This is a genomic window from Empedobacter sp. EJD.6dd, from assembly GCF_057369435.1.
In genome coordinates, this window is the sequence record NZ_CM170667.1 from 1843679 (window position 1) to 1863377 (window position 19699).

At 35.0% G+C, this 19699-nt stretch carries 17 protein-coding genes and 4 tRNA genes; 1 reads left to right on the top strand and 20 read right to left on the bottom strand.

Features of this window, described 5'->3' with window-relative positions:
* Positions 1-47 precede the first annotated feature (47 nt).
* The 19 genes from AC2I98_RS08720 to AC2I98_RS08810 all read right to left on the bottom strand — a co-directional run bounded on the left by AC2I98_RS08720 (position 48) and on the right by AC2I98_RS08810 (position 17783).
* The gene (locus AC2I98_RS08720; protein ID WP_486411324.1) at positions 48-1367 is read right to left on the bottom strand and encodes a dihydrolipoamide acetyltransferase family protein; all 1320 of its coding nucleotides are present in this window, start codon (positions 1365-1367) and stop codon (positions 48-50) included.
* Between the two features lie 234 nt (positions 1368-1601).
* On the bottom strand, positions 1602-1895 hold the full coding sequence (locus AC2I98_RS08725; RefSeq protein WP_038331074.1) for a DUF3467 domain-containing protein: 294 nt from the start codon (positions 1893-1895) through the stop codon (positions 1602-1604).
* Complete coding sequence (rpoC, locus tag AC2I98_RS08730; protein ID WP_486411325.1) at positions 1895-6172, bottom strand: DNA-directed RNA polymerase subunit beta'; 4278 nt, start codon at positions 6170-6172, stop codon at positions 1895-1897. The genes AC2I98_RS08725 and rpoC overlap by 1 nt, the downstream gene beginning before the upstream one ends.
* A gap of 62 nt (positions 6173-6234) precedes the next feature.
* The gene (gene rpoB, locus AC2I98_RS08735; protein ID WP_486411326.1) at positions 6235-10077 is read right to left on the bottom strand and encodes a DNA-directed RNA polymerase subunit beta; all 3843 of its coding nucleotides are present in this window, start codon (positions 10075-10077) and stop codon (positions 6235-6237) included.
* A gap of 102 nt (positions 10078-10179) precedes the next feature.
* Positions 10180-10545: a 50S ribosomal protein L7/L12 gene (rplL, locus tag AC2I98_RS08740; RefSeq protein WP_486411327.1), complete on the bottom strand. Its 366-nt coding sequence runs from the start codon at positions 10543-10545 to the stop codon at positions 10180-10182.
* Positions 10546-10590: 45 nt separating this feature from the next.
* Positions 10591-11100 carry a 50S ribosomal protein L10 gene (gene rplJ / locus AC2I98_RS08745; RefSeq protein ID WP_486414069.1) on the bottom strand — a complete coding sequence of 170 codons (510 nt, stop codon included), beginning with the start codon at positions 11098-11100 and terminating at the stop codon, positions 10591-10593.
* A gap of 18 nt (positions 11101-11118) precedes the next feature.
* Entirely contained in the window at positions 11119-11814 is a 696-nt protein-coding gene (rplA, locus tag AC2I98_RS08750; RefSeq protein WP_038331070.1) for a 50S ribosomal protein L1, read from the bottom strand.
* A 17-nt stretch (positions 11815-11831) separates the two neighbouring features.
* Positions 11832-12272: a 50S ribosomal protein L11 gene (rplK, locus tag AC2I98_RS08755; RefSeq protein ID WP_038331069.1), complete on the bottom strand. Its 441-nt coding sequence runs from the start codon at positions 12270-12272 to the stop codon at positions 11832-11834.
* 68 nt (positions 12273-12340) lie between these two features.
* Positions 12341-12889 (bottom strand): transcription termination/antitermination protein NusG, encoded by a 549-nt coding sequence (gene nusG / locus AC2I98_RS08760; RefSeq protein ID WP_486411328.1) that lies wholly within the window; start codon positions 12887-12889, stop codon positions 12341-12343.
* Positions 12890-12921: 32 nt separating this feature from the next.
* The gene (secE, locus tag AC2I98_RS08765) at positions 12922-13110 is read right to left on the bottom strand and encodes a preprotein translocase subunit SecE (RefSeq protein ID WP_486411329.1); all 189 of its coding nucleotides are present in this window, start codon (positions 13108-13110) and stop codon (positions 12922-12924) included.
* A 15-nt stretch (positions 13111-13125) separates the two neighbouring features.
* Positions 13126-13196, bottom strand: a tRNA-Trp gene (locus tag AC2I98_RS08770).
* 63 nt (positions 13197-13259) lie between these two features.
* A complete protein-coding gene (tuf, locus tag AC2I98_RS08775; RefSeq protein WP_486411330.1) occupies positions 13260-14447 on the bottom strand; it encodes an elongation factor Tu in 1188 nt (395 codons plus the stop codon).
* A 183-nt stretch (positions 14448-14630) separates the two neighbouring features.
* Positions 14631-14703, bottom strand: a tRNA-Gly gene (locus AC2I98_RS08780).
* A 73-nt stretch (positions 14704-14776) separates the two neighbouring features.
* Positions 14777-14858 (bottom strand) — tRNA-Tyr (locus tag AC2I98_RS08785).
* Between the two features lie 32 nt (positions 14859-14890).
* Positions 14891-14964 (bottom strand) — tRNA-Thr (locus AC2I98_RS08790).
* A gap of 130 nt (positions 14965-15094) precedes the next feature.
* Positions 15095-15394, bottom strand: coding sequence for a ribosome hibernation-promoting factor, HPF/YfiA family (gene hpf, locus AC2I98_RS08795; RefSeq protein ID WP_171622823.1), 300 nt, complete (start codon positions 15392-15394; stop codon positions 15095-15097).
* Positions 15395-15396: 2 nt separating this feature from the next.
* Positions 15397-16296 (bottom strand): tyrosine-type recombinase/integrase, encoded by a 900-nt coding sequence (locus tag AC2I98_RS08800; protein ID WP_486411331.1) that lies wholly within the window; start codon positions 16294-16296, stop codon positions 15397-15399.
* 81 nt (positions 16297-16377) lie between these two features.
* Complete coding sequence (gene rpsU / locus AC2I98_RS08805; RefSeq protein WP_486411332.1) at positions 16378-16572, bottom strand: 30S ribosomal protein S21; 195 nt, start codon at positions 16570-16572, stop codon at positions 16378-16380.
* Between the two features lie 68 nt (positions 16573-16640).
* Positions 16641-17783 carry an acyl-CoA dehydrogenase family protein gene (locus AC2I98_RS08810; protein WP_486411333.1) on the bottom strand — a complete coding sequence of 381 codons (1143 nt, stop codon included), beginning with the start codon at positions 17781-17783 and terminating at the stop codon, positions 16641-16643.
* Between the two features lie 240 nt (positions 17784-18023).
* Here AC2I98_RS08810 and AC2I98_RS08815 point away from each other — a divergent pair, with 240 nt between their 5' ends.
* Positions 18024-18668, top strand: coding sequence for an OmpW/AlkL family protein (locus AC2I98_RS08815; protein ID WP_486411334.1), 645 nt, complete (start codon positions 18024-18026; stop codon positions 18666-18668).
* An 88-nt stretch (positions 18669-18756) separates the two neighbouring features.
* Here the strand turns inward: AC2I98_RS08815 and AC2I98_RS08820 are convergent, their stop codons facing one another.
* Complete coding sequence (locus tag AC2I98_RS08820; RefSeq protein ID WP_486411335.1) at positions 18757-19686, bottom strand: cation diffusion facilitator family transporter; 930 nt, start codon at positions 19684-19686, stop codon at positions 18757-18759.
* Positions 19687-19699 lie beyond the last annotated feature (13 nt).

Below are 19699 nucleotides of genomic sequence, written 5' to 3' on the forward strand. Positions count from 1 at the left end.
TCAGAGTTTTTTATGGATATATAATTAATATTTTAACATATTAATATTTATACAGGCGTATTCATATCAAAAGCTTCAAGATATTCGGCTACACGTTTCACAAACATACCTCCCAAAGCTCCATCAACCACACGATGATCGTATGCATGAGATAAGTACATTTTGTGACGAATCGCAATCATATCTCCTTGTGGAGTTTCGATAACTGCAGGTTTTTTCACGATTGCCCCAACAGCTAAAATAGCTACTTGCGGTTGAGGAATAATTGGTGTTCCTAATGTATTACCAAAAGATCCGATATTCGTAATTGTATATGTTCCTCCTTGAATTTCTACAGGTTTCAATTTATTGTTACGCGCGCGATTTGCTAAATCATTCACTTGCGAAGCTAAACCTGCTAAATTAAATTGATCTGCATTTTTGATAACAGGAACAATTAAGTTTCCACTTGGTAAAGCTGCTGCCATTCCAATATTAATATTTTTTTTCTTGATGATTTTATCTCCATCAACCGAAACATTAATCATTGGAAAATCTTGAATTGCTTTTGCTACAGCTTCGATAAAAATTGGCATGAAAGTAATTTTTTCACCATGTTTCTTTTGAAACTCATTCTTATTTTTATCTCTCCATAAAACAATATTCGTCATATCAACTTCAACGAAAGATGTTACGTGAGGCGCAATTTGTTTTGCTTGTAACATATTTTGCGCAATAATCTTACGCATTCTATCCATTTCGATAATTTCATCTCCTGCTCCAACAGAAATAGGTGCAGATTGCATTTGTGGTGCTTGAGGTTGAGTTACTGGAGCTGAAACAATATTTGCTGCAACTGGTTGAGTTGTTTGATTTCCTCTATTCTTAACAAAATTTAGAATATCATCTTTTGTTACACGTCCGCCTTTTCCAGATCCTGTAATTTGGTCTAATTCTGTTTGAGAAATTCCTTCTTCTTTCGCAATAGATTTCACTAAAGGAGAATAAAATTTATCATCAGATGATGTGATAACTGTTTCAGATTTGATTGTTGCTACATTAGCTTCGATAGATTTTGCAGTATCTGCAATTTCCTGATCACTATTTGTATCAACTTCTTCTGTTACTTCAGCTTGTTCTACAACTCCTTCAACAGATAAAATTGCAATAGGCTCACCTACTTTTGCAATTCCATCTACAGGAACTAAGATTTCTTTTAAAACTCCTGCAACTGGTGAAGGAACATCAGAATCTACTTTATCTGTTGCGATTTCAACAACCGATTCATCTTCGGCAATTGCATCACCAATATTCTTTATCCAATTGGTAACAGTAGCTTCCATTACACCTTCTCCCATCGAAGGTAGAATTAATTTATAGTCAGACATGCTTTGTGTATTTGCTTCTTACAAATCTAAACATTTTTTCGATTTTAAAAAATAGAGAAAAAAACTTTAATCGATTTCTATTTTAAAGTATTCGTAAAAATATTTGAATTAAATATTAATATGATAAAACATAAAGAGGTAATGAAGTTCTTATTATGAATTTGATAGTTTTGGTGATACAAAAAAATCCCCCAATCTAAGATTGAGGGATTTTTGAAATATTAAGAATAATTCTTAAGCTTCGTAAGTTGCTGTACCGTTATTAACTTGAGGTTCTTTGATTTCACCAAAGCTTTTCTCGAAGTTAGTTACGTTTTCTGCTAACGATTGAGATAATTGTTTAGCTTGTAATGGAGACAAGATAATTCTTGATTTTACTGATGGTCTTGCACCTGGTAAAAATTGAACGAAATCTACAACGAACTCAGATGGTGAGTGGTTGATGATTGCTCCTGTAGCATAAACTCCTTGAGCTACTAATTCGTTTAACTCAATGTTTAATCCTTCGTTTTGTTGATTTTCTGACATTATAATTCTTGTTTTGCGTTTATTAATTCCTCGTATTCACGGTTAGATCCTACGATGATGTTTTGATACTCTTTTAATCCAGTTCCTGCAGGAATTAAGTGTCCAACAATTACGTTTTCTTTCAATCCTACTAAACCGTCTACTTTACCAGCTACAGCTGCTTCGTTAAGAACTTTTGTAGTTTCCTGGAACGATGCTGCAGACATGAAAGATTTAGTTTGTAAAGACGCTCTTGTAATCCCTTGTAAAACTGCCTCTGCTGTTGCAGGTAAAGCTTCACGAGCTGTTACTAAGTTTTTATCTTCACGTTTTAATTTAGAGTTTTCGTCACGTAATTCGCGAATTGTGATGATTTGTCCTGCACTTAAAGTATCAGAATCACCAGCGTCTTCTACGACTTTCATACCGAATAAACGATCATTTTCTTGCATGAAATCGTCTTTATGCTCTAAACTATCTTCTAAGAATCTTGAATCTCCTGAGTCCACAATACGAACTTTACGTAACATTTGACGTACAATAATTTCGAAGTGTTTATCATCAATTTTTACCCCTTGTAAACGGTATACATCTTGAATCTCATTTACTAAGTATTCTTGAACCGCTGTTGGTCCTAAGATTCTTAAAATATCTTCTGGTGTAATTGCTCCATCTGATAAAGGCTCACCTGCACGTACAAAGTCATTTTCTTGAACTAAGATTTGAGCAGATAATTTAACTAAATAACGACGGATTTCACCATTTTTAGATTCAACGATGATTTCGCGGTTACCACGTTTAATTTTACCAAAAGATACAACTCCATCCATTTCACAAACAACTGATGGATTAGATGGATTACGAGCCTCTAACAACTCTGTAATACGAGGTAAACCTCCTGTAATATCGCCAGATTTAGCTGACTTACGAGGAATCTTAACTAAGATTTTACCTGCATTAATTTTTTCTCCATCATTTACCATTAAGTGCGCACCTACTGGTAAGTTGTATGTTTTTTCTTCACCATCAATTGTGATAACTCTTAACGCTGGAACTAATTTTTTATTACGTGACTCAGAAATAACTTTTTCTTGGAATCCTGTTTGCTCATCGATTTCAATTTGGAAAGTTACCCCTTGTTCTAATTGTTCGTACTCAATCTTACCTGTAGATTCTGCAATGATAACCCCATTATAAGGATCCCAACTTGCAACCTCTTGACCTTTCTTAACTTTAGTTCCATTTTTCACTGATAATATTGTACCATAAGCGATATTCGTTTGTTGACGAACGTTACCTAAATCGTCAATAAGCTTCATCTCAGTAGAACGAGAAACAACAGTGTCTACTTTGTTTCCTGCATCATCAGTAGATTCAACAGTACGTAAGTCATCAAACTCAACTGTACCATCAACTTTTGCATTAATTGTATTTTGCTCAGAAACGTTACCAGCAGTACCCCCAACGTGGAATGTACGTAATGTTAACTGTGTACCAGGCTCACCAATAGATTGTGCAGCAACTACACCTACTGATTCACCTTTTTGAACACCTTTACCTGTAGCTAAGTTACGTCCGTAACATTTAGCACAAATTCCAGTTTTCGCTTCACATGTTAATGGAGAACGAACTTCTACATTTTCGATACCTGCAGCTTCTAAAGCTTCACCAATATCTTCTGTGATAATATGACCAGAAGCGATAATTAATTCGCCATTATCTGGGTTGTAAATATCATCTAATGAAGTACGACCTAAAACACGAGAAGATAAACTTTCGATAATTTCTTCTTTTTTCTTAAGTGCAGATACTTCTAAACCTCTTAATGTACCACAATCTTCGTGCATTACGATAACGTCTTGCGCAACGTCAACTAAACGACGAGTCAAATATCCAGCATCGGCAGTTTTTAAGGCAGTATCGGCAAGACCTTTACGCGCACCATGCGAAGAAATAAAGTACTCTAAGATTGACAGACCTTCACGGAAGTTAGAGATAATCGGGTTTTCGATGATATCCCCTCCTGAAGAACCAGCTTTTTGAGGTTTAGCCATCAATCCACGCATACCTGATAACTGACGAATTTGCTCTTTAGATCCACGCGCTCCAGAATCAAGCATCATGAATACAGAGTTAAATCCTTGTTGATCTTCTGTCATGTGTTTCATTACAATTTCTGTTAATGTTGCGTTTGTTGTTGTCCAAACATCAATAACTTGGTTGTAACGTTCGTTATTTGTAATAAGACCCATGTTATAGTTCATCTTAATGTTCTCAACTTGGTTGATCGCACCAGAGATAAGGTCTTTCTTTTGTTCTGGGATTAAGATATCACCTAATGAGAATGATAAACCACCCTCGAAGGCATTACGGTATCCTAATTGTTTCATATCATCTAAGAAAGCAGCCGTTGTAGGGAAATCTGTAATCTTGATAATTTTGTTAATAATAGTACGTAACGATTTTTTCGTTAATACTTCATTAACAAATCCAACTTGTTTTGGAACGATTTGGTTAAATAACACACGTCCTACAGAAGTCTCGATTAATTGATTTTCTACCAACTCCTCTCCTACACGAATTGTTCCTTTTACACGAATTGGCGCGTTTAAGTCAACAGCACCTTCGTTGTAAGCAATTTGAACTTCTTCGTCTGAATAGAAAGTTAATCCTTCACCTTTTACTGTAAATTGGTGGTCAGTACGACGAATTTTCGTCATGTAGTACAGACCTAAAACCATATCCTGAGAAGGTACAGTAATTGGAGATCCATTTGCAGGATTCAAAATATTTTGAGAGGCCAACATTAATAATTGTGCTTCTAAAACAGCTTCTGGTCCTAATGGTAAGTGAACAGCCATCTGGTCACCATCGAAATCGGCATTGAAGGCAGTACACACTAATGGGTGTAAACGAATTGCTTTACCTTCAATTAATTTCGGTTGGAATGCTTGGATACCTAAACGGTGTAACGTTGGGGCACGGTTTAATAAAACTGGATGACCTTTAATTACATTTTCTAAAATATCCCAAACAACTGGCTCTTTTCTATCGATAATTTTCTTAGCCGATTTAACTGTTTTTACAATTCCACGCTCGATTAATTTACGAACAACAAATGGTTTGTATAATTCAGCTGCCATATCTTTTGGTAAACCACATTCGTGTAATTTAAGTGTTGGTCCAACAACAATTACAGAACGAGCAGAATAATCCACACGTTTACCTAATAAGTTTTGACGGAAACGACCTTGTTTACCTTTTAATGAATCAGATAATGATTTTAACGGACGGTTACCATCAGCTTTTACAGCAGATGCTTTACGTGTGTTATCGAATAATGAATCAACCGCTTCTTGCAACATACGTTTTTCGTTACGTAAGATTACTTCTGGCGCTTTGATCTCCATTAATCGTTTCAAACGATTATTACGGATAATTACACGACGATATAAATCATTTAAATCTGATGTTGCAAAACGACCACCATCTAATGGAACTAATGGACGTAATTCTGGTGGAATAACCGGAATAACGCGCATTACCATCCATTCTGGACGGTTTACGTGGTGCATATTTGACTCACGTAACGACTCAACAACTTGTAAACGTTTTAACGCTTCTGTACGACGTTGTTTAGATGTTTCGTTATGTGCTTTGTGTCTTAATTCGTAAGATAACTCATCTAAATTGATACGAGATAATAGGTCCTCTAATGCTTCAGCACCCATTTTCGCAACGAATTTGTTTGGATCTGTATCTTCAAGATATTGATTTTCGATCGGAAGAGTTTCTAAGATATCTAAGTACTCTTCTTCTGATAGGAAATCTAATCTATTTAATTCTTCACCTTCTGGTCCTTTTGCGATACCTGGTTGGATAACTACATATCTTTCGTAGTAAATTACCATATCTAATTTCTTAGATGGTAATCCTAAGATGTAACCAATTTTGTTTGGTAATGAACGGAAATACCAAATATGTGCAATTGGCACAACAAGATTGATGTGTCCAATACGCTCACGACGAACTTTCTTTTCAGTAACTTCAACCCCACAACGGTCACAAACAATACCTTTATAACGGATTCTTTTATATTTTCCGCAGGCACATTCGTAATCTTTTACAGGTCCAAAGATACGCTCACAGAATAACCCGTCACGCTCTGGTTTGTGCGTTCTATAGTTAATCGTTTCAGGTTTTAAAACTTCACCTTTAGATTCTTGAAGAATCGATTCTGGAGAAGCTAACCCGATACGGATTTTTGAGAATTGACTTGTTTTATTTTTTGTTGACATATAGAAATGTATCTAACAATTATATTATTATAACGAAAAAGGTAGAATAATAGGTTGCCCTATTATTCTTCCAAGTTTATGTCTAATCCAAGACCTTGTAATTCATGTAACAATACGTTAAATGATTCTGGAATACCAGGTTCTGGCATTGGCTCTCCTTTTACGATTGCTTCGTAAGTTTTTGCACGTCCAATTACGTCATCCGACTTAACTGTTAAGATTTCGCGTAAGATATTAGATGCACCAAATGCTTCTAATGCCCAAACCTCCATCTCTCCAAAACGTTGTCCACCGAATTGTGCTTTACCTCCTAATGGTTGTTGAGTAATTAATGAGTATGGTCCGATAGAACGCGCGTGCATTTTGTCGTCAACCATGTGTCCTAATTTCAACATGTAAATCACCCCTACAGTAGCTTTTTGGTCAAAACGTTCTCCAGTATTACCATCATATAAATATGTTGTACCGTGTTTAGGAATACCTGCTTCTTCTGTAATACGATCGATGTCATCAATTTCTGCACCGTCGAAAATAGGAGTAGCAAATTTTTGTCCCATTTTTAATCCAGCCCATCCTAATACCGTTTCATAAATCTGACCGATATTCATACGAGATGGTACCCCAAGTGGATTAAGTACGATATTTACTGGTGTTCCGTCTTCTAAGAAAGGCATATCTTCGTCGCGAACAATACGAGCAACAATACCTTTGTTACCGTGACGTCCCGCCATTTTATCCCCTACTTTTAGCTTACGTTTTTTCGCAATATAGATTTTCGCTAATTTTACGATACCTGCAGGTAATTCGTCTCCAACAGAGATTGTAAATCTTTCGCGGTTAAGAGCTCCTTGTAAATCGTTGTACTTAATTTTATAATTATGTATCAACTCTTTTACTAATTCGTTCTTATCTTCATCTGTTGTCCAAAGAGATTCTAATCCAGTTAAGTTTAAGAAATCTTCAACGTTAGATAAGATTTTTTGTGTGTATTTTACACCTTTCTTGATTACTTCTTCGTTCAAGTCGTTGTAAATACCTTGAGAAGTTTTTCCGTTTAATAAAACGTATAATTTCTCTAATAAAATCTCTCTTAATTCGTTGAATTTAACGTCGTACTCAGCCTCTACACTATCAATGATAGCTTTGTCTTGAGAACGTTTACGTTTATCCTTGATACTACGTGAGAATAATTTTTTGTTGATTACAACACCACGTAATGATGGAGAAGCTTTAAGAGAAGCATCTTTTACATCACCTGCTTTGTCACCAAAAATTGCACGTAATAATTTTTCTTCTGGAGTTGGATCTGATTCTCCTTTCGGTGTAATCTTACCAATCAAGATATCTCCTGGTTTTACTTCTGCTCCAATACGGATCATACCATTTTCGTCTAAGTCTTTAGTAGCCTCTTCAGAAACATTAGGAATATCAGAAGTTAATTCTTCCATACCTAATTTAGTATCACGTACATCTAATGAATACTCATCGATGTGGATAGATGTAAACCAGTCTTCGCGAACAGCTTTCTCAGAGATTACAATGGCATCCTCAAAGTTGTACCCTTGCCAAGGCATAAAGGCAACAACCATGTTACGACCAATAGCTAATTCACCTCCTTCTGTTGCATAACCTTCAGATAAAACTTGTCCTTTCTCTACACGATCTCCAACTTTTACAATTGGTTTCAACGTAATTGTAGTTCCTTGATTCGTTTTTCTGAATTTAGTTAAATTATATGTTTTCTCTGCAGAATCGAAGCTTACTAATTCTTCGTCTTCTGAGCGATCATATTTAATTGTTATAATGTCAGCATCAACATAAGTTACTGTACCTTCACGTTCTGCATTTACTAAGATTCTTGAATCTTTTGCAACTTGTTTTTCTAATCCAGTACCTACAATTGGTGCTTGAGGTTTTAATAATGGAACTGCCTGACGCATCATGTTCGATCCCATTAACGCACGGTTGGCGTCATCATGCTCCAAGAAAGGAATTAATGATGCTGAGATAGAAGCAATCTGGTTAGGTGCAACGTCGATTAAGTCTACTTCTGATGGAGTTACCACAGGGAAATCTCCGTCTTCACGAGCTGTTACACGTTCAGTAGCAATAGTACCATCGTCTGCCATGTCGATATTGGCTTGAGCAATTACTTTAGATTCTTCCTCTTCCGCAGTTAAGTAGATAGGTGCTGATTCGACGTCCACTTTTCCTTCTTCTACCTTTCTGTACGGTGTTTCGATGAATCCTAAGTTATTAACTTTAGCGAATACACATAATGACGAAATCAAACCAATGTTTGGTCCCTCAGGAGTTTCAATTGGACATAAACGTCCGTAATGAGTGTGGTGTACGTCACGTACCTCGAATCCCGCTCTTTCTCTTGATAAACCTCCAGGTCCTAATGCTGATAAACGACGTTTGTGTGTAATCTCTGATAATGGATTTGTTTGGTCCATAAACTGAGATAACTGATTCGTTCCGAAGAATGAGTTGATAACAGATGATAATGTTTTAGCATTAATCAAATCGATTGGTGTAAACACCTCGTTGTCACGAACATTCATTCTTTCACGGATAGTTCTAGCCATACGAGCTAAACCTACTCCGAATTGGCTTGCCATTTGCTCACCAACCGTTCTTACACGACGGTTAGATAAGTGGTCAATATCATCCACCTCTGCTTTAGAGTTGATTAATTCGATTAAGTATTTAATAATCGAAATGATATCTTCACGAGTCAATACTTGTACGTCCTCGCTAATAGCTAAACCTAATTTTTTATTTAATCTGTAACGACCTACTTCACCTAATGAATAACGTTGATCAGAGAAGAATAATTTGTCAATAATTCCTCTTGCTGTTTCCTCATCTGGTGGCTCAGCGTTACGTAATTGTCTATAGATGTACTCTACTGCCTCTTTTTCAGTATTAGTAGGGTCTTTTTGTAAAGTATTATGGATAATTCCATAATCAGCAGAATTGATATCTTCTTTGTGTAATAAGATCGTCTTAACGCCTGAATCTACGATTTGATCGATGTGATCTTTCTCTAGGATTGTTTCACGGTCTAAGATAATTTCATTACGTTCAATAGATACAACTTCTCCTGTATCTTCATCTACGAAATCCTCGTGCCATGTATTTAATACACGTGCAGCAAGTTTACGACCTACAACTTTCTTTAAATTAGCTTTATTAACTTTTACTTCTTCAGCTAAGTCGAAAATTTCTAAGATATCTTTATCTCTTTCGTATCCGATAGCACGTAATAAAGTAGTTAATGGTAACTTTTTCTTACGATCGATGTAAGCGTACATTACGCTGTTGATGTCTGTTGCGAACTCAATCCAAGATCCTTTGAAAGGAATGATACGAGATGAGTACAGTTTTGTACCATTCGCGTGGAAAGATTGTCCGAAGAATACCCCAGGAGAACGGTGTAATTGAGATACAATAACACGCTCTGCACCATTGATAATGAACGATCCTGAAGGAGACATATAAGGAATTGTTCCTAAATAAACGTCTTGCACAACAGTTTCGAAATCTTCGTGCTCTTCGTCAGTACAGTACAATTTAAGACGAGCTTTCAATGGTACACTGTACGTTAATCCTCTTTCGATACATTCATCAATAGTGTAACGAGGTGGATCTACGAAATAATCTAAGAATTCTAAAACAAACTGATTGCGAGTATCCGTAATTGGAAAATTCTCAGCAAATGTTCGGTAAAGACCTTCATTTTTTCGTTGGTCAGGTCTTGTTTCCAACTGGAAAAAATCTTCAAACGATTTGATCTGAATGTCAAGGAAATCTGGGAACTGAGCGACTGCTTTTGCAGAAGAGAAGTTCAATCTTTCTTTTTTCTCAGTCGAGTTGCTTAATGTTGCTTTAGTGGCCAATTTCGAATGAATTTTGGTTTATATAATGACTTTATGCGTAAAAAGGTTTAGACCTAACACGTCCTGTGTTAGGTCCAAACCTATATTTTTGAGTAATAAAAATTACTTCAATTCTACTACTGCACCAGCTTCTTCTAGCTGTTTCTTTAAAGCTTCAGCTTCGTCTTTAGAAACTGCTTCTTTAACTGTTGCTGGAGTTGAATCTACTAAATCTTTAGCTTCTTTTAATCCTTTTCCAGTTAATTCTTTAACTAATTTAACAACACCTAATTTAGATGCTCCTGCTTCTTTTAAGATTACGTCGAATTCTGTTTGCTCTTCTGCAGCTTCAGCTCCACCAGCAGCAACAACAACTGCAGCAGCAGCTGGTTCGATTCCGTACTCGTCTTTTAAGATTGTAGATAATTCGTTAACTTCTAAAACTGTTAAGTTTACTAACTCTTCAGCTAATTTTTTTAAATCTGCCATTTTAATGCTTTTTGTTTTTTAAACTTTATTTAATATGAGTGTGTCTTATTCTTCTGAAGCTCCTTCTGCTTTTGCAGCATCTTTGTTCTCTAATTGAGAAACAACTGTTTTGATAGGAGATTGAAGTAACATAACGATATCTGCTATTAATTCTTCGCGAGATTTCAATGCTACTAATTGTGGTAATTTATCATCACCAACCCAAGTATTATCTTCAATCCAAGCTCCTTTTAAAATAGGTTTATCAGATCTTTTTCTGAAAGTATCGATTACTTTAGCTGGTGCGTTACCAACTTCAGCAGTCATTAATGCTGTATTTCCTTTTAAAGAACCATAAAGCTCTTCGAAGTTTTTGTCTTCGATTTGCTCCATAGCTTTCTTTAATAAAGTGTTTTTTACTACGCGTAAAGATACATTGCTTTTGTAGCAAGCTCTTCTTAATTCAGTAGTATTAACAGCGTTTAATCCGTCGATATTTGCTAAGTAGATGATTTTTGCTTCTGCTAATACAGCTTGCAACTCATCTATCATATTTGCTTTATCTTGTTTTGTCATTGCCATAATCTACTAATTTTAAGCGTTTACACTTTTTGGATCTACTGATACACCTACAGATTGAGTTGTAGAAAGCGTGATGCTTTTTACATACGTTCCTTTAGCAGCTGTTGGTTTTAATTTAATTAAAGTTTGAATTAATTCATTCGCATTTTCTTTAATTTTATCAGCATCAAAAGATACTTTACCAACTGCAGCGTGGATAATTCCGTAACGGTCTACTTTGAAGTCGATTTTACCTGCTTTTACTTCAGAAACGGCTTTACCAACTTCTAAAGTTACAGTACCTGATTTTGGGTTTGGCATTAATCCACGAGGTCCTAAAACACGTCCTAATGGTCCTAATTTACCCATAACAGCTGGCATAGTAACGATAACGTCAACGTCTGTCCAACCTTCTTTAATTTTTTGTAAGTATTCGTCTAATCCTACATAGTCTGCACCTGCTGCTTTAGCTTCTGCTTCTTTGTCTGGAGTAACTAATGCTAATACTTTTACATCTTTACCTGTTCCGTGTGGTAATGAAACTACACCACGAACCATTTGGTTAGCTTTCTTAGGATCTACACCTAAACGAACTGCTATATCTACAGAAGCATCAAACTTAGCGTAGTTAACTTCCTTTACTAATGATGATGCTTCATCGATAGAGTAAAGTTTGTTTTTTTCTACTTTCGCTAATACTTCTTTTTGTCTTTTTGTTAACTTTGCCATTTCCTAAAATGTTTTAATTATTCTGGAGCTTGCCCACCTTTTACAGTTATACCCATAGAACGTGCAGTTCCAGCAACCATTTTCATAGCAGATTCAACAGTAAAACAGTTCATGTCCGCTAACTTGTCTTCAGCAATAGCTCTAACTTGATCCCAAGTAACAGTACCTACTTTTTGACGGTTTGGTACACCTGATGCTTTTTTCAATTTCGCAGCTTCCATTAACTGAATAGCAGCTGGTGGAGTTTTAATTACGAAATCAAATGATTTGTCTTGATACACCGTAATAACAACTGGTAACACTGCACCTTGTTTTTCTTGTGTACGTCCATTAAATTGTTTACAAAACTCCATAATGTTAACACCTGCAGCACCTAAAGCTGGTCCTACTGGTGGCGAAGGATTTGCTTGTCCTCCTTTAACTTGAAGTTTTACAACTTTTTCAATTTTTTTTGCCATTTTTTTAATTCTTAAAATTAAGCGTTATGTGGAAGCAGCCTAAATTTTCTACTTTAATTGTTGATAGATTAAACAATCTTTTCAACTTGGTTAAAACTTAACTCTAGCGGTGTTTTACGTCCGAAGATTAAAACCATCACTTCAAGTTTACGTTTGTCTTCAATGATTTTTTCAACTGTTCCGTTGAAACCATTGAATGGTCCGTCGATTACTTTAATCGTTTCACCTACAATGTAAGTAATTCCTAATGTTGTATCAACGTTTTCTGCTAATTCGTCAACTTTACCTAACATACGGTTAACTTCCGATTGTCTCATTGGTACAGGATCACCTCCTTTCGTTGCACTTAAGAAGCTAATTACACCTGATGTATTCTTTACCATGTGAGGAATTTCTCCTACAAGTTCAGCTTCTATCATAATGTAACCAGGAAAATGTACTTTTTCCTTTTGATATTTTTTACCGTTACGGATTTGAATCACTTTTTCCATAGGAACAACAATTTGTCCTACATAATCATTCAAATTTTGGTACTGAATTTCTCTTTCAATATAATCCTTAACTTTAAGCTCTTGTCCAGCCACAGTCTTGATTACATACCATTTCTTTTCACTCATGATTCTAATTACTAAACGGGATATTATATAAACTAAAAAGCGCCGTAAATAAAGTTAAGCACTTGTGTGAATACTGTATCTACCGCATATAAAAATATAGCTAACAAAACTGTAGCTATTGCAACAATAATTGTATCTCTTTGCAGATCAGAAAAAGATGGCCATGTAACATGTTCTTTGAATTCTACAAAGGATTCTTTAAAGTATTGTACGACTTTCATATCGTTTTCATTTAGCACGGGCACAAGGATTCGAACCCTGATCAACGGTTTTGGAGACCGCTATTCTACCATTGAACTATGCCCGTAGAATAAAAAGAGTGGTAATCATTGAAGATTACCACATCTTCTATATTATATTTTTACTATAATTAGTCTAAAATTTCAGTTACCTGACCTGCACCAACTGTACGTCCACCTTCACGGATTGCGAAACGTAAACCTTCGTTTAATGCAATTGGTTGTAATAATTCAACTGTAATAGTTAAGTTATCTCCTGGTAAAACCATCTCAACTCCTTCTGGTAAGTTGATTTCCCCTGTTACGTCAGTTGTACGTACGTAGAACTGTGGACGGTAACGGTTGTGGAATGGAGTGTGACGACCACCTTCTTCTTTAGTTAAGATATAAACCTCAGCTTTGAATTTTTTGTGTGGTTTAACAGATCCTTGTTTTGCGATAACCATACCACGACGGATGTCAGTTTTATCAACACCACGTAATAATAAACCTACGTTATCACCAGCTTCACCTCTATCTAAGATTTTACGGAACATTTCAACACCTGTTACAGTAGAAGTTAATTTTTCTTCTCCCATACCAACGATGTCAACTGGCTCCCCAGAGTTAATTACACCAGCCTCGATACGTCCTGTTGCAACAGTACCACGACCTGTAATAGAGAATACATCCTCTACTGGCATTAAGAATGGTTTATCTTGATCACGAACTGGTTGCTCGATCCACTCATCAACATTGTTCATTAAGTTCAAAACAGTTTCAACCCATTGAGGCTCACCATTTAATGCACCTAAAGCAGAACCTTGAATAACTGGAGTGTTATCTCCGTCATACTCGTAAGAAGATAATAAATCTCTTACTTCCATTTCTACTAACTCTAATAACTCAGCATCGTCAACCATATCAACTTTGTTTAAGAAAACAACGATACGAGGAACGTTTACTTGGCGACATAATAAAATGTGCTCACGAGTTTGAGGCATTGGACCATCAGTAGCAGCAACTACTAAGATACCACCATCCATTTGAGCAGCTCCTGTAACCATGTTCTTTACGTAATCCGCGTGACCTGGACAGTCAACGTGCGCGTAGTGACGGTTAGCAGTTTCATACTCTACGTGAGATGTATTAATTGTAATACCACGCTCTTTCTCCTCTGGAGCATTATCGATTTGATCGAAAGCTTTTGCTTCTGAAAAACCAGCATCAGCTAATACTTTAGTAATCGCTGCAGTCAAAGTTGTTTTACCGTGGTCAACGTGACCAATAGTACCAATATTTAAGTGCGGCTTACTACGGTTGAAAGTTTCCTTTGCCATTTTACTTTTTATTAATTTCTATTGTTATACTTAAATTTAAAAAATAACTTTAAATTATTTTCAAGTGCAAAAATACACTTTTTGATTTATATAAAGATATTTATTTTTGACTCGCGTTAACCTTGGTTAAATGAGTTTCAACAACTACTTAAAAGATTAACTATACTGGCGAACCAGAATTTGAGCGGGAAACGGGACTCGAACCCGCAACATTCAGCTTGGAAGGCTGACGCTCTACCAATTGAGCTATTCCCGCATTCACTTCTAAAAAGCTTTGCAAATTTACAGATTAAATCCTAAACCACAAAAATTTTTAAAAATTAAGTTTGTGGGGAGAGCAGGATTCGAACCTGCGAAGGTGAAACCAACGGATTTACAGTCCGTCCTCGTTGGCCGCTTGAGTATCTCCCCGCCTTATTTTTTTTGTTCTTAAAAAAACTTAGAGCCGATAGAGGGACTCGAACCCACGACCTGCTGATTACAAATCAGCTGCTCTAGCCAGCTGAGCTACATCGGCATTTTGTTTTTAAAAGTAATATTTAAAAGAACAGTCCGCTAAATATGTTTGTTTAACGGACTGCAAATTTACGTTGTTTTTTGAATTAACCAAATTTTTAAGATTTTTTTTTCGACCAATTCTTCAATTTTTATCTATCGCTAATTTTTTCTTTTTTTCTGATAATTAATTTTTTCAATGTATCTACCGACAAATCAATACATTCCTCAAAAGACTGTCCTGTTTTACTTACAACGATATCATCACCTGGCACTTCTAACTTAATATCAACCGTCTTGTTATTTTTTTCTGCAGTATTTTCTAATTTGAAAGAAACGTTCGCTGCTATGATTTTGTCTGACAAAGTTTCTAGTTTTTCTAATTTTTTTTCTAAATACTCCTCTAAACCTGGTTTAGTGTTGAAGTTTACTGCTTGAAAGTTAATTGTCATAATTACTCTTTTTTGTTCTCACGTGGGTGAGCTTTGTTAAACACTTTTTTTAAATTTTCTATACTCCCATGTGTATAAATTTGAGTCGATGACAAACTTGAATGCCCTAAAATATCTTTCACTGCATTCAGATCTGCTCCGGAATCTAACATATGGGTCGCAAATGAATGCCTCAACATATGAGGACTTTTTTTATGTTTTACACTTATAAGACTAAGATAATATTTTACTTTGGAATAAACAAGATTATCGTACAAAGGTTTTCCTTTTTCTGTTACAAAAACATTCGTACATTGTAGAGTAATTTCGTTATGTTTACGCGTGTTATAAACTGCGATATCTTCTAATAAAAAAGTAGAAATAGGAATTACACGCTCTTTGTTTCTTTTTCCTAAAACTTTTATAGAAAGCGTATTAGGATCAATATCGTTTTCTTTTAATCCTATTAATTCTGCTCGACGAATTCCTGTTTGATACATTACATCAATCATTAATCGATCTCTTACTCCTTCAAACGTATCAGGAAAAAATTCATCATTATTTAGCAAATCATTTAATTCTGTCTCAGTAAAAGGAACCAAAACTTGTTTGTTTTGCTTTAAAGAATGAATTTGCTCGATTGGATTTACCGTAAGATGATTTTCTTTAATCAAATATTTATAAAAAGTGCGAAGCGCGCTTAATTTGCGATTGACCGTTTTCTCAGATTTCTCTAATTCTGATAAATACATGACAAATGCGCGAATATGATTTTTTGTTGCGAGTTGAATATCTGACGAATTCTCTTCTTGTTGATAAAATTCAACAAAATCGTCTAAATCTCTTTTGTAACTTGTGATTGTTAGCCTAGAATAGTTTTTCTCGAGCGCTAAATAATCTAAGAATAGTTGAATAAATTCCATAAAAAAACCTATTCATCAAAGTTACAACTTTAATAAATAGGTCAACAGAAATTAATTCTTTATATTGTTTAAAACAGCAATTTATGCTTCTTCGTTAGCAACTAAAGCTTGTTTGTAGATTGCTCTACTCATTTTAATTCTATTTGTAACAGAAGGTTTTGTAAATTGTTGACGTGCTCTTAACTGACGTACAACACCTGTTTTATCAAATTTTCTTTTGTATTTTTTTAGAGCTCTTTCGATTGACTCTCCGTCTTTTACTGGTATAATCAACATAATTTTATCTATTTCTTTTTGAGATGGCAAATATACAACTCTTTAGTAATTAAACAAATCCTTTTGTATTAATCTTTCAAAATATTTCTTCCGATGACTAATTTTTGGATCTCAGTTGTCCCTTCACCTATAGTACATAACTTAGAGTCTCGGTAGAATTTCTCTACTGGGAAATCTTTTGTATATCCATATCCTCCAAATATTTGTACCGCTTCATTCGAGATTTTAACACATGCTTCAGATGCATAATATTTAGCCATTGCACCTTCTGTTGTCATTGGTTTTTTATGATTTTTCAGATAAGAAGCTTTGCGAATTAATAATTCAGAAGCTTCAATTTCTGTAATCATTTCAGCCAATTTAAAATTAATTGCTTGGAAATTTGCAATTGCAGTACCAAACTGATGACGTTCTTGCGCATATTTTAGCGCCGCTTTATACGCTCCTTTTGCAATACCTAACGATAAAGCAGCAATTGAAATACGACCACCATCTAAAATCTTAAGCGCTTGCTTGAAACCGTCCCCAACATTTCCTAAACGATTTGAATCCGATACACGTACATTATCAAAGATAAGCTCTGCAGTTTCAGAAGCACGCATTCCTAACTTATTTTCTTTTTTACCCGATGTAAAACCTGGCGTTCCTTTTTCTATTACAAAAGCAGTGGCATTATTTTTTGCTCCTTTTTCACCTGTTCTTGTCATTACAACCGCTACATCTCCGGAAATTGCATGTGTAATAAAGTTTTTTGCTCCATTAATTACCCATTCATCACCATCTTTTACAGCTGTTGTAGACATTCCTCCCGCGTCAGATCCTGTATTGTGCTCTGTTAATCCCCAAGCACCAATCCATTCTGCTGTTGCTAATTTTGGTAACCAACGTTGTTTTTGCTCTTCGTTACCAAATTCTAAAATATGATTTGTACAAAGTGAATTATGTGCTGCTACTGAAAGACCAATAGAAGGATCTACTTGCGAAATTTCATCAACGATAGATACATATTCATCATATGACAAACCGCTTCCTCCATATTCTTCTGGAACTACAATTCCCATGAATCCCATCTTTCCAAGTTCTTTAAAAATTTCTACTGGAAAAATTTGAGCTTCATCCCACTCCATAATATTGGGCTGAATGTATTGTTTTGCAAAATCTCGTGCTGATTGTGCGATTAATGATAAATTTTCATTTTCTAAGAAATCCATTTTTTTGAGTTTTTTTTGTTTTTTTATGACTTAGCATCAAAAGTAATAAATTTCTATTAAGTGAATAGTTTTTCTTTTGCGATTATTTTTAATGAATAAAAATAATTGATTATCAGTGGCTTTAAGTTAAAAACATTTTGAAAAATAGCAAATGTTCAAAGTCATTTTAGGAAATGATTTTTCGCATTTTAATTCGGATAAATTAGTCTGAATTTTGTTTCAGAAATAAAACGATACATTATGAAAAAAGGACTTATACTATTAGGAGCAATCCTTACATCTGCAATCTCATTTGGACAAGAAGCAGGTGAATTGCATATGCGTGTAAGAGCGACAGGTGTAGTTCCTATGGAAAATGCTAAAATTGATGCTATAGGCGGAAATGTAGCGGTTACAAATAACCTTATTCCAGAAATTGATTTTACCTATTATATCACAAAAAACATTGCAGCTGAATTAATTTTAGGAACTTCAAAACACGAAGTTGTAGCTGTAAATACTGCTTTAGGAAATTTAGATTTAGGAAGAGTAATGCTTTTACCTCCTACTCTTAATGTGCAATATCATTTGTATCCTACAAAAAACTTGAAACCATATGTTGGTGCAGGAATAAATTATACAATTTTCTATGATGAAGGTACAGGAAAAGGTAGAAACGCAGCAGTAACAAATGTTGATTACGAAAACAAAGTTGGTTTTGGTTTTCAACTAGGATTTGATTACAAAATCAATGATAAATTATATTGGAACGTTGATGTCAAAAAATTATACTTAAACACAGATGTTACAGTTGGTGCAGCTTTAGACAAACAAGTTTATGTGCCAGCAGATGTGGATCTTAATCCTTGGTTAATCAGTACAGGTATTGGTTTCAAATTATTTTAACAATATTATCGAACTTTTATATATATGATGATTTATTAATCAAAAAAAAAGAGAAGTGTTAATTTGCTTCTCTTTTTTTATTTTATCACTATTTCTCTACTCGATTATCTTCTATTTGATTGTTTCGAAAATATTCTCGAACTGAAACAAATGTAGGTTCTATATGCACTAAGACATCTTTTACTTGTGGCATTTCTACTTGTACAGCATCTTTAAGATCGTGACTAATTTTATGTCCTTCGACTACCGAAATAGAGCCGTCTACAATTGCATGTAAATCCACATAATAATTCATTCCATTTTTACGCACATTACATTTCTCTGTTGCCATAACACCAGGAACATGCGAAGCAATTTCACGAATTTGTTCAATTTCTTCTTCATATAATTGTTCATCCATAATTTCTCCCAATGCTGGTCGAAGAATTTTATACGCATTATATAAAATGAAACTTGAGGCAAAAAGCGCTGCAACATCATCCGCCGCTTCCCAACCTGGTCCCATTACCAATGAAATTGATATTCCGATAAATGCCATCAACGAAGTAATTGCATCTGAACGATGATGCCAAGCATCTGCTTTTAGAGAAGAACTATTTGTTTCGACGCTTTTTCGCATCACGTATTGAAACGATAATTCTTTGAACAAAATAATTCCTCCAAGAACCAATAAAGTAAAAGGTTTGGGTTGATGATGAGGCGTAATAATATTAGTAATACTCTCTTTTGCGATAATAATAGCAGAAACAATTAAGAAGGTAACAACCAAAAATGTAATCAACGCTTCTGCTTTTCCATGTCCATACGGATGATTTTCATCTGCAGGTTTTGCAGAATATTTTAATCCAAAGAAAACAAATATAGAAGAAAAAACATCTGCCGAAGACTCGATAGCATCTGCAATAAGGGCATAAGAATTCCCAAAATAACCAGCCAAAAACTTAATTCCAGCCAAAGAAGCGTTTCCTACTATACTAAAAATCGAAGCTTTGATTGCTTTTTCCGAATTATCATTCATACCAAAAAAATAA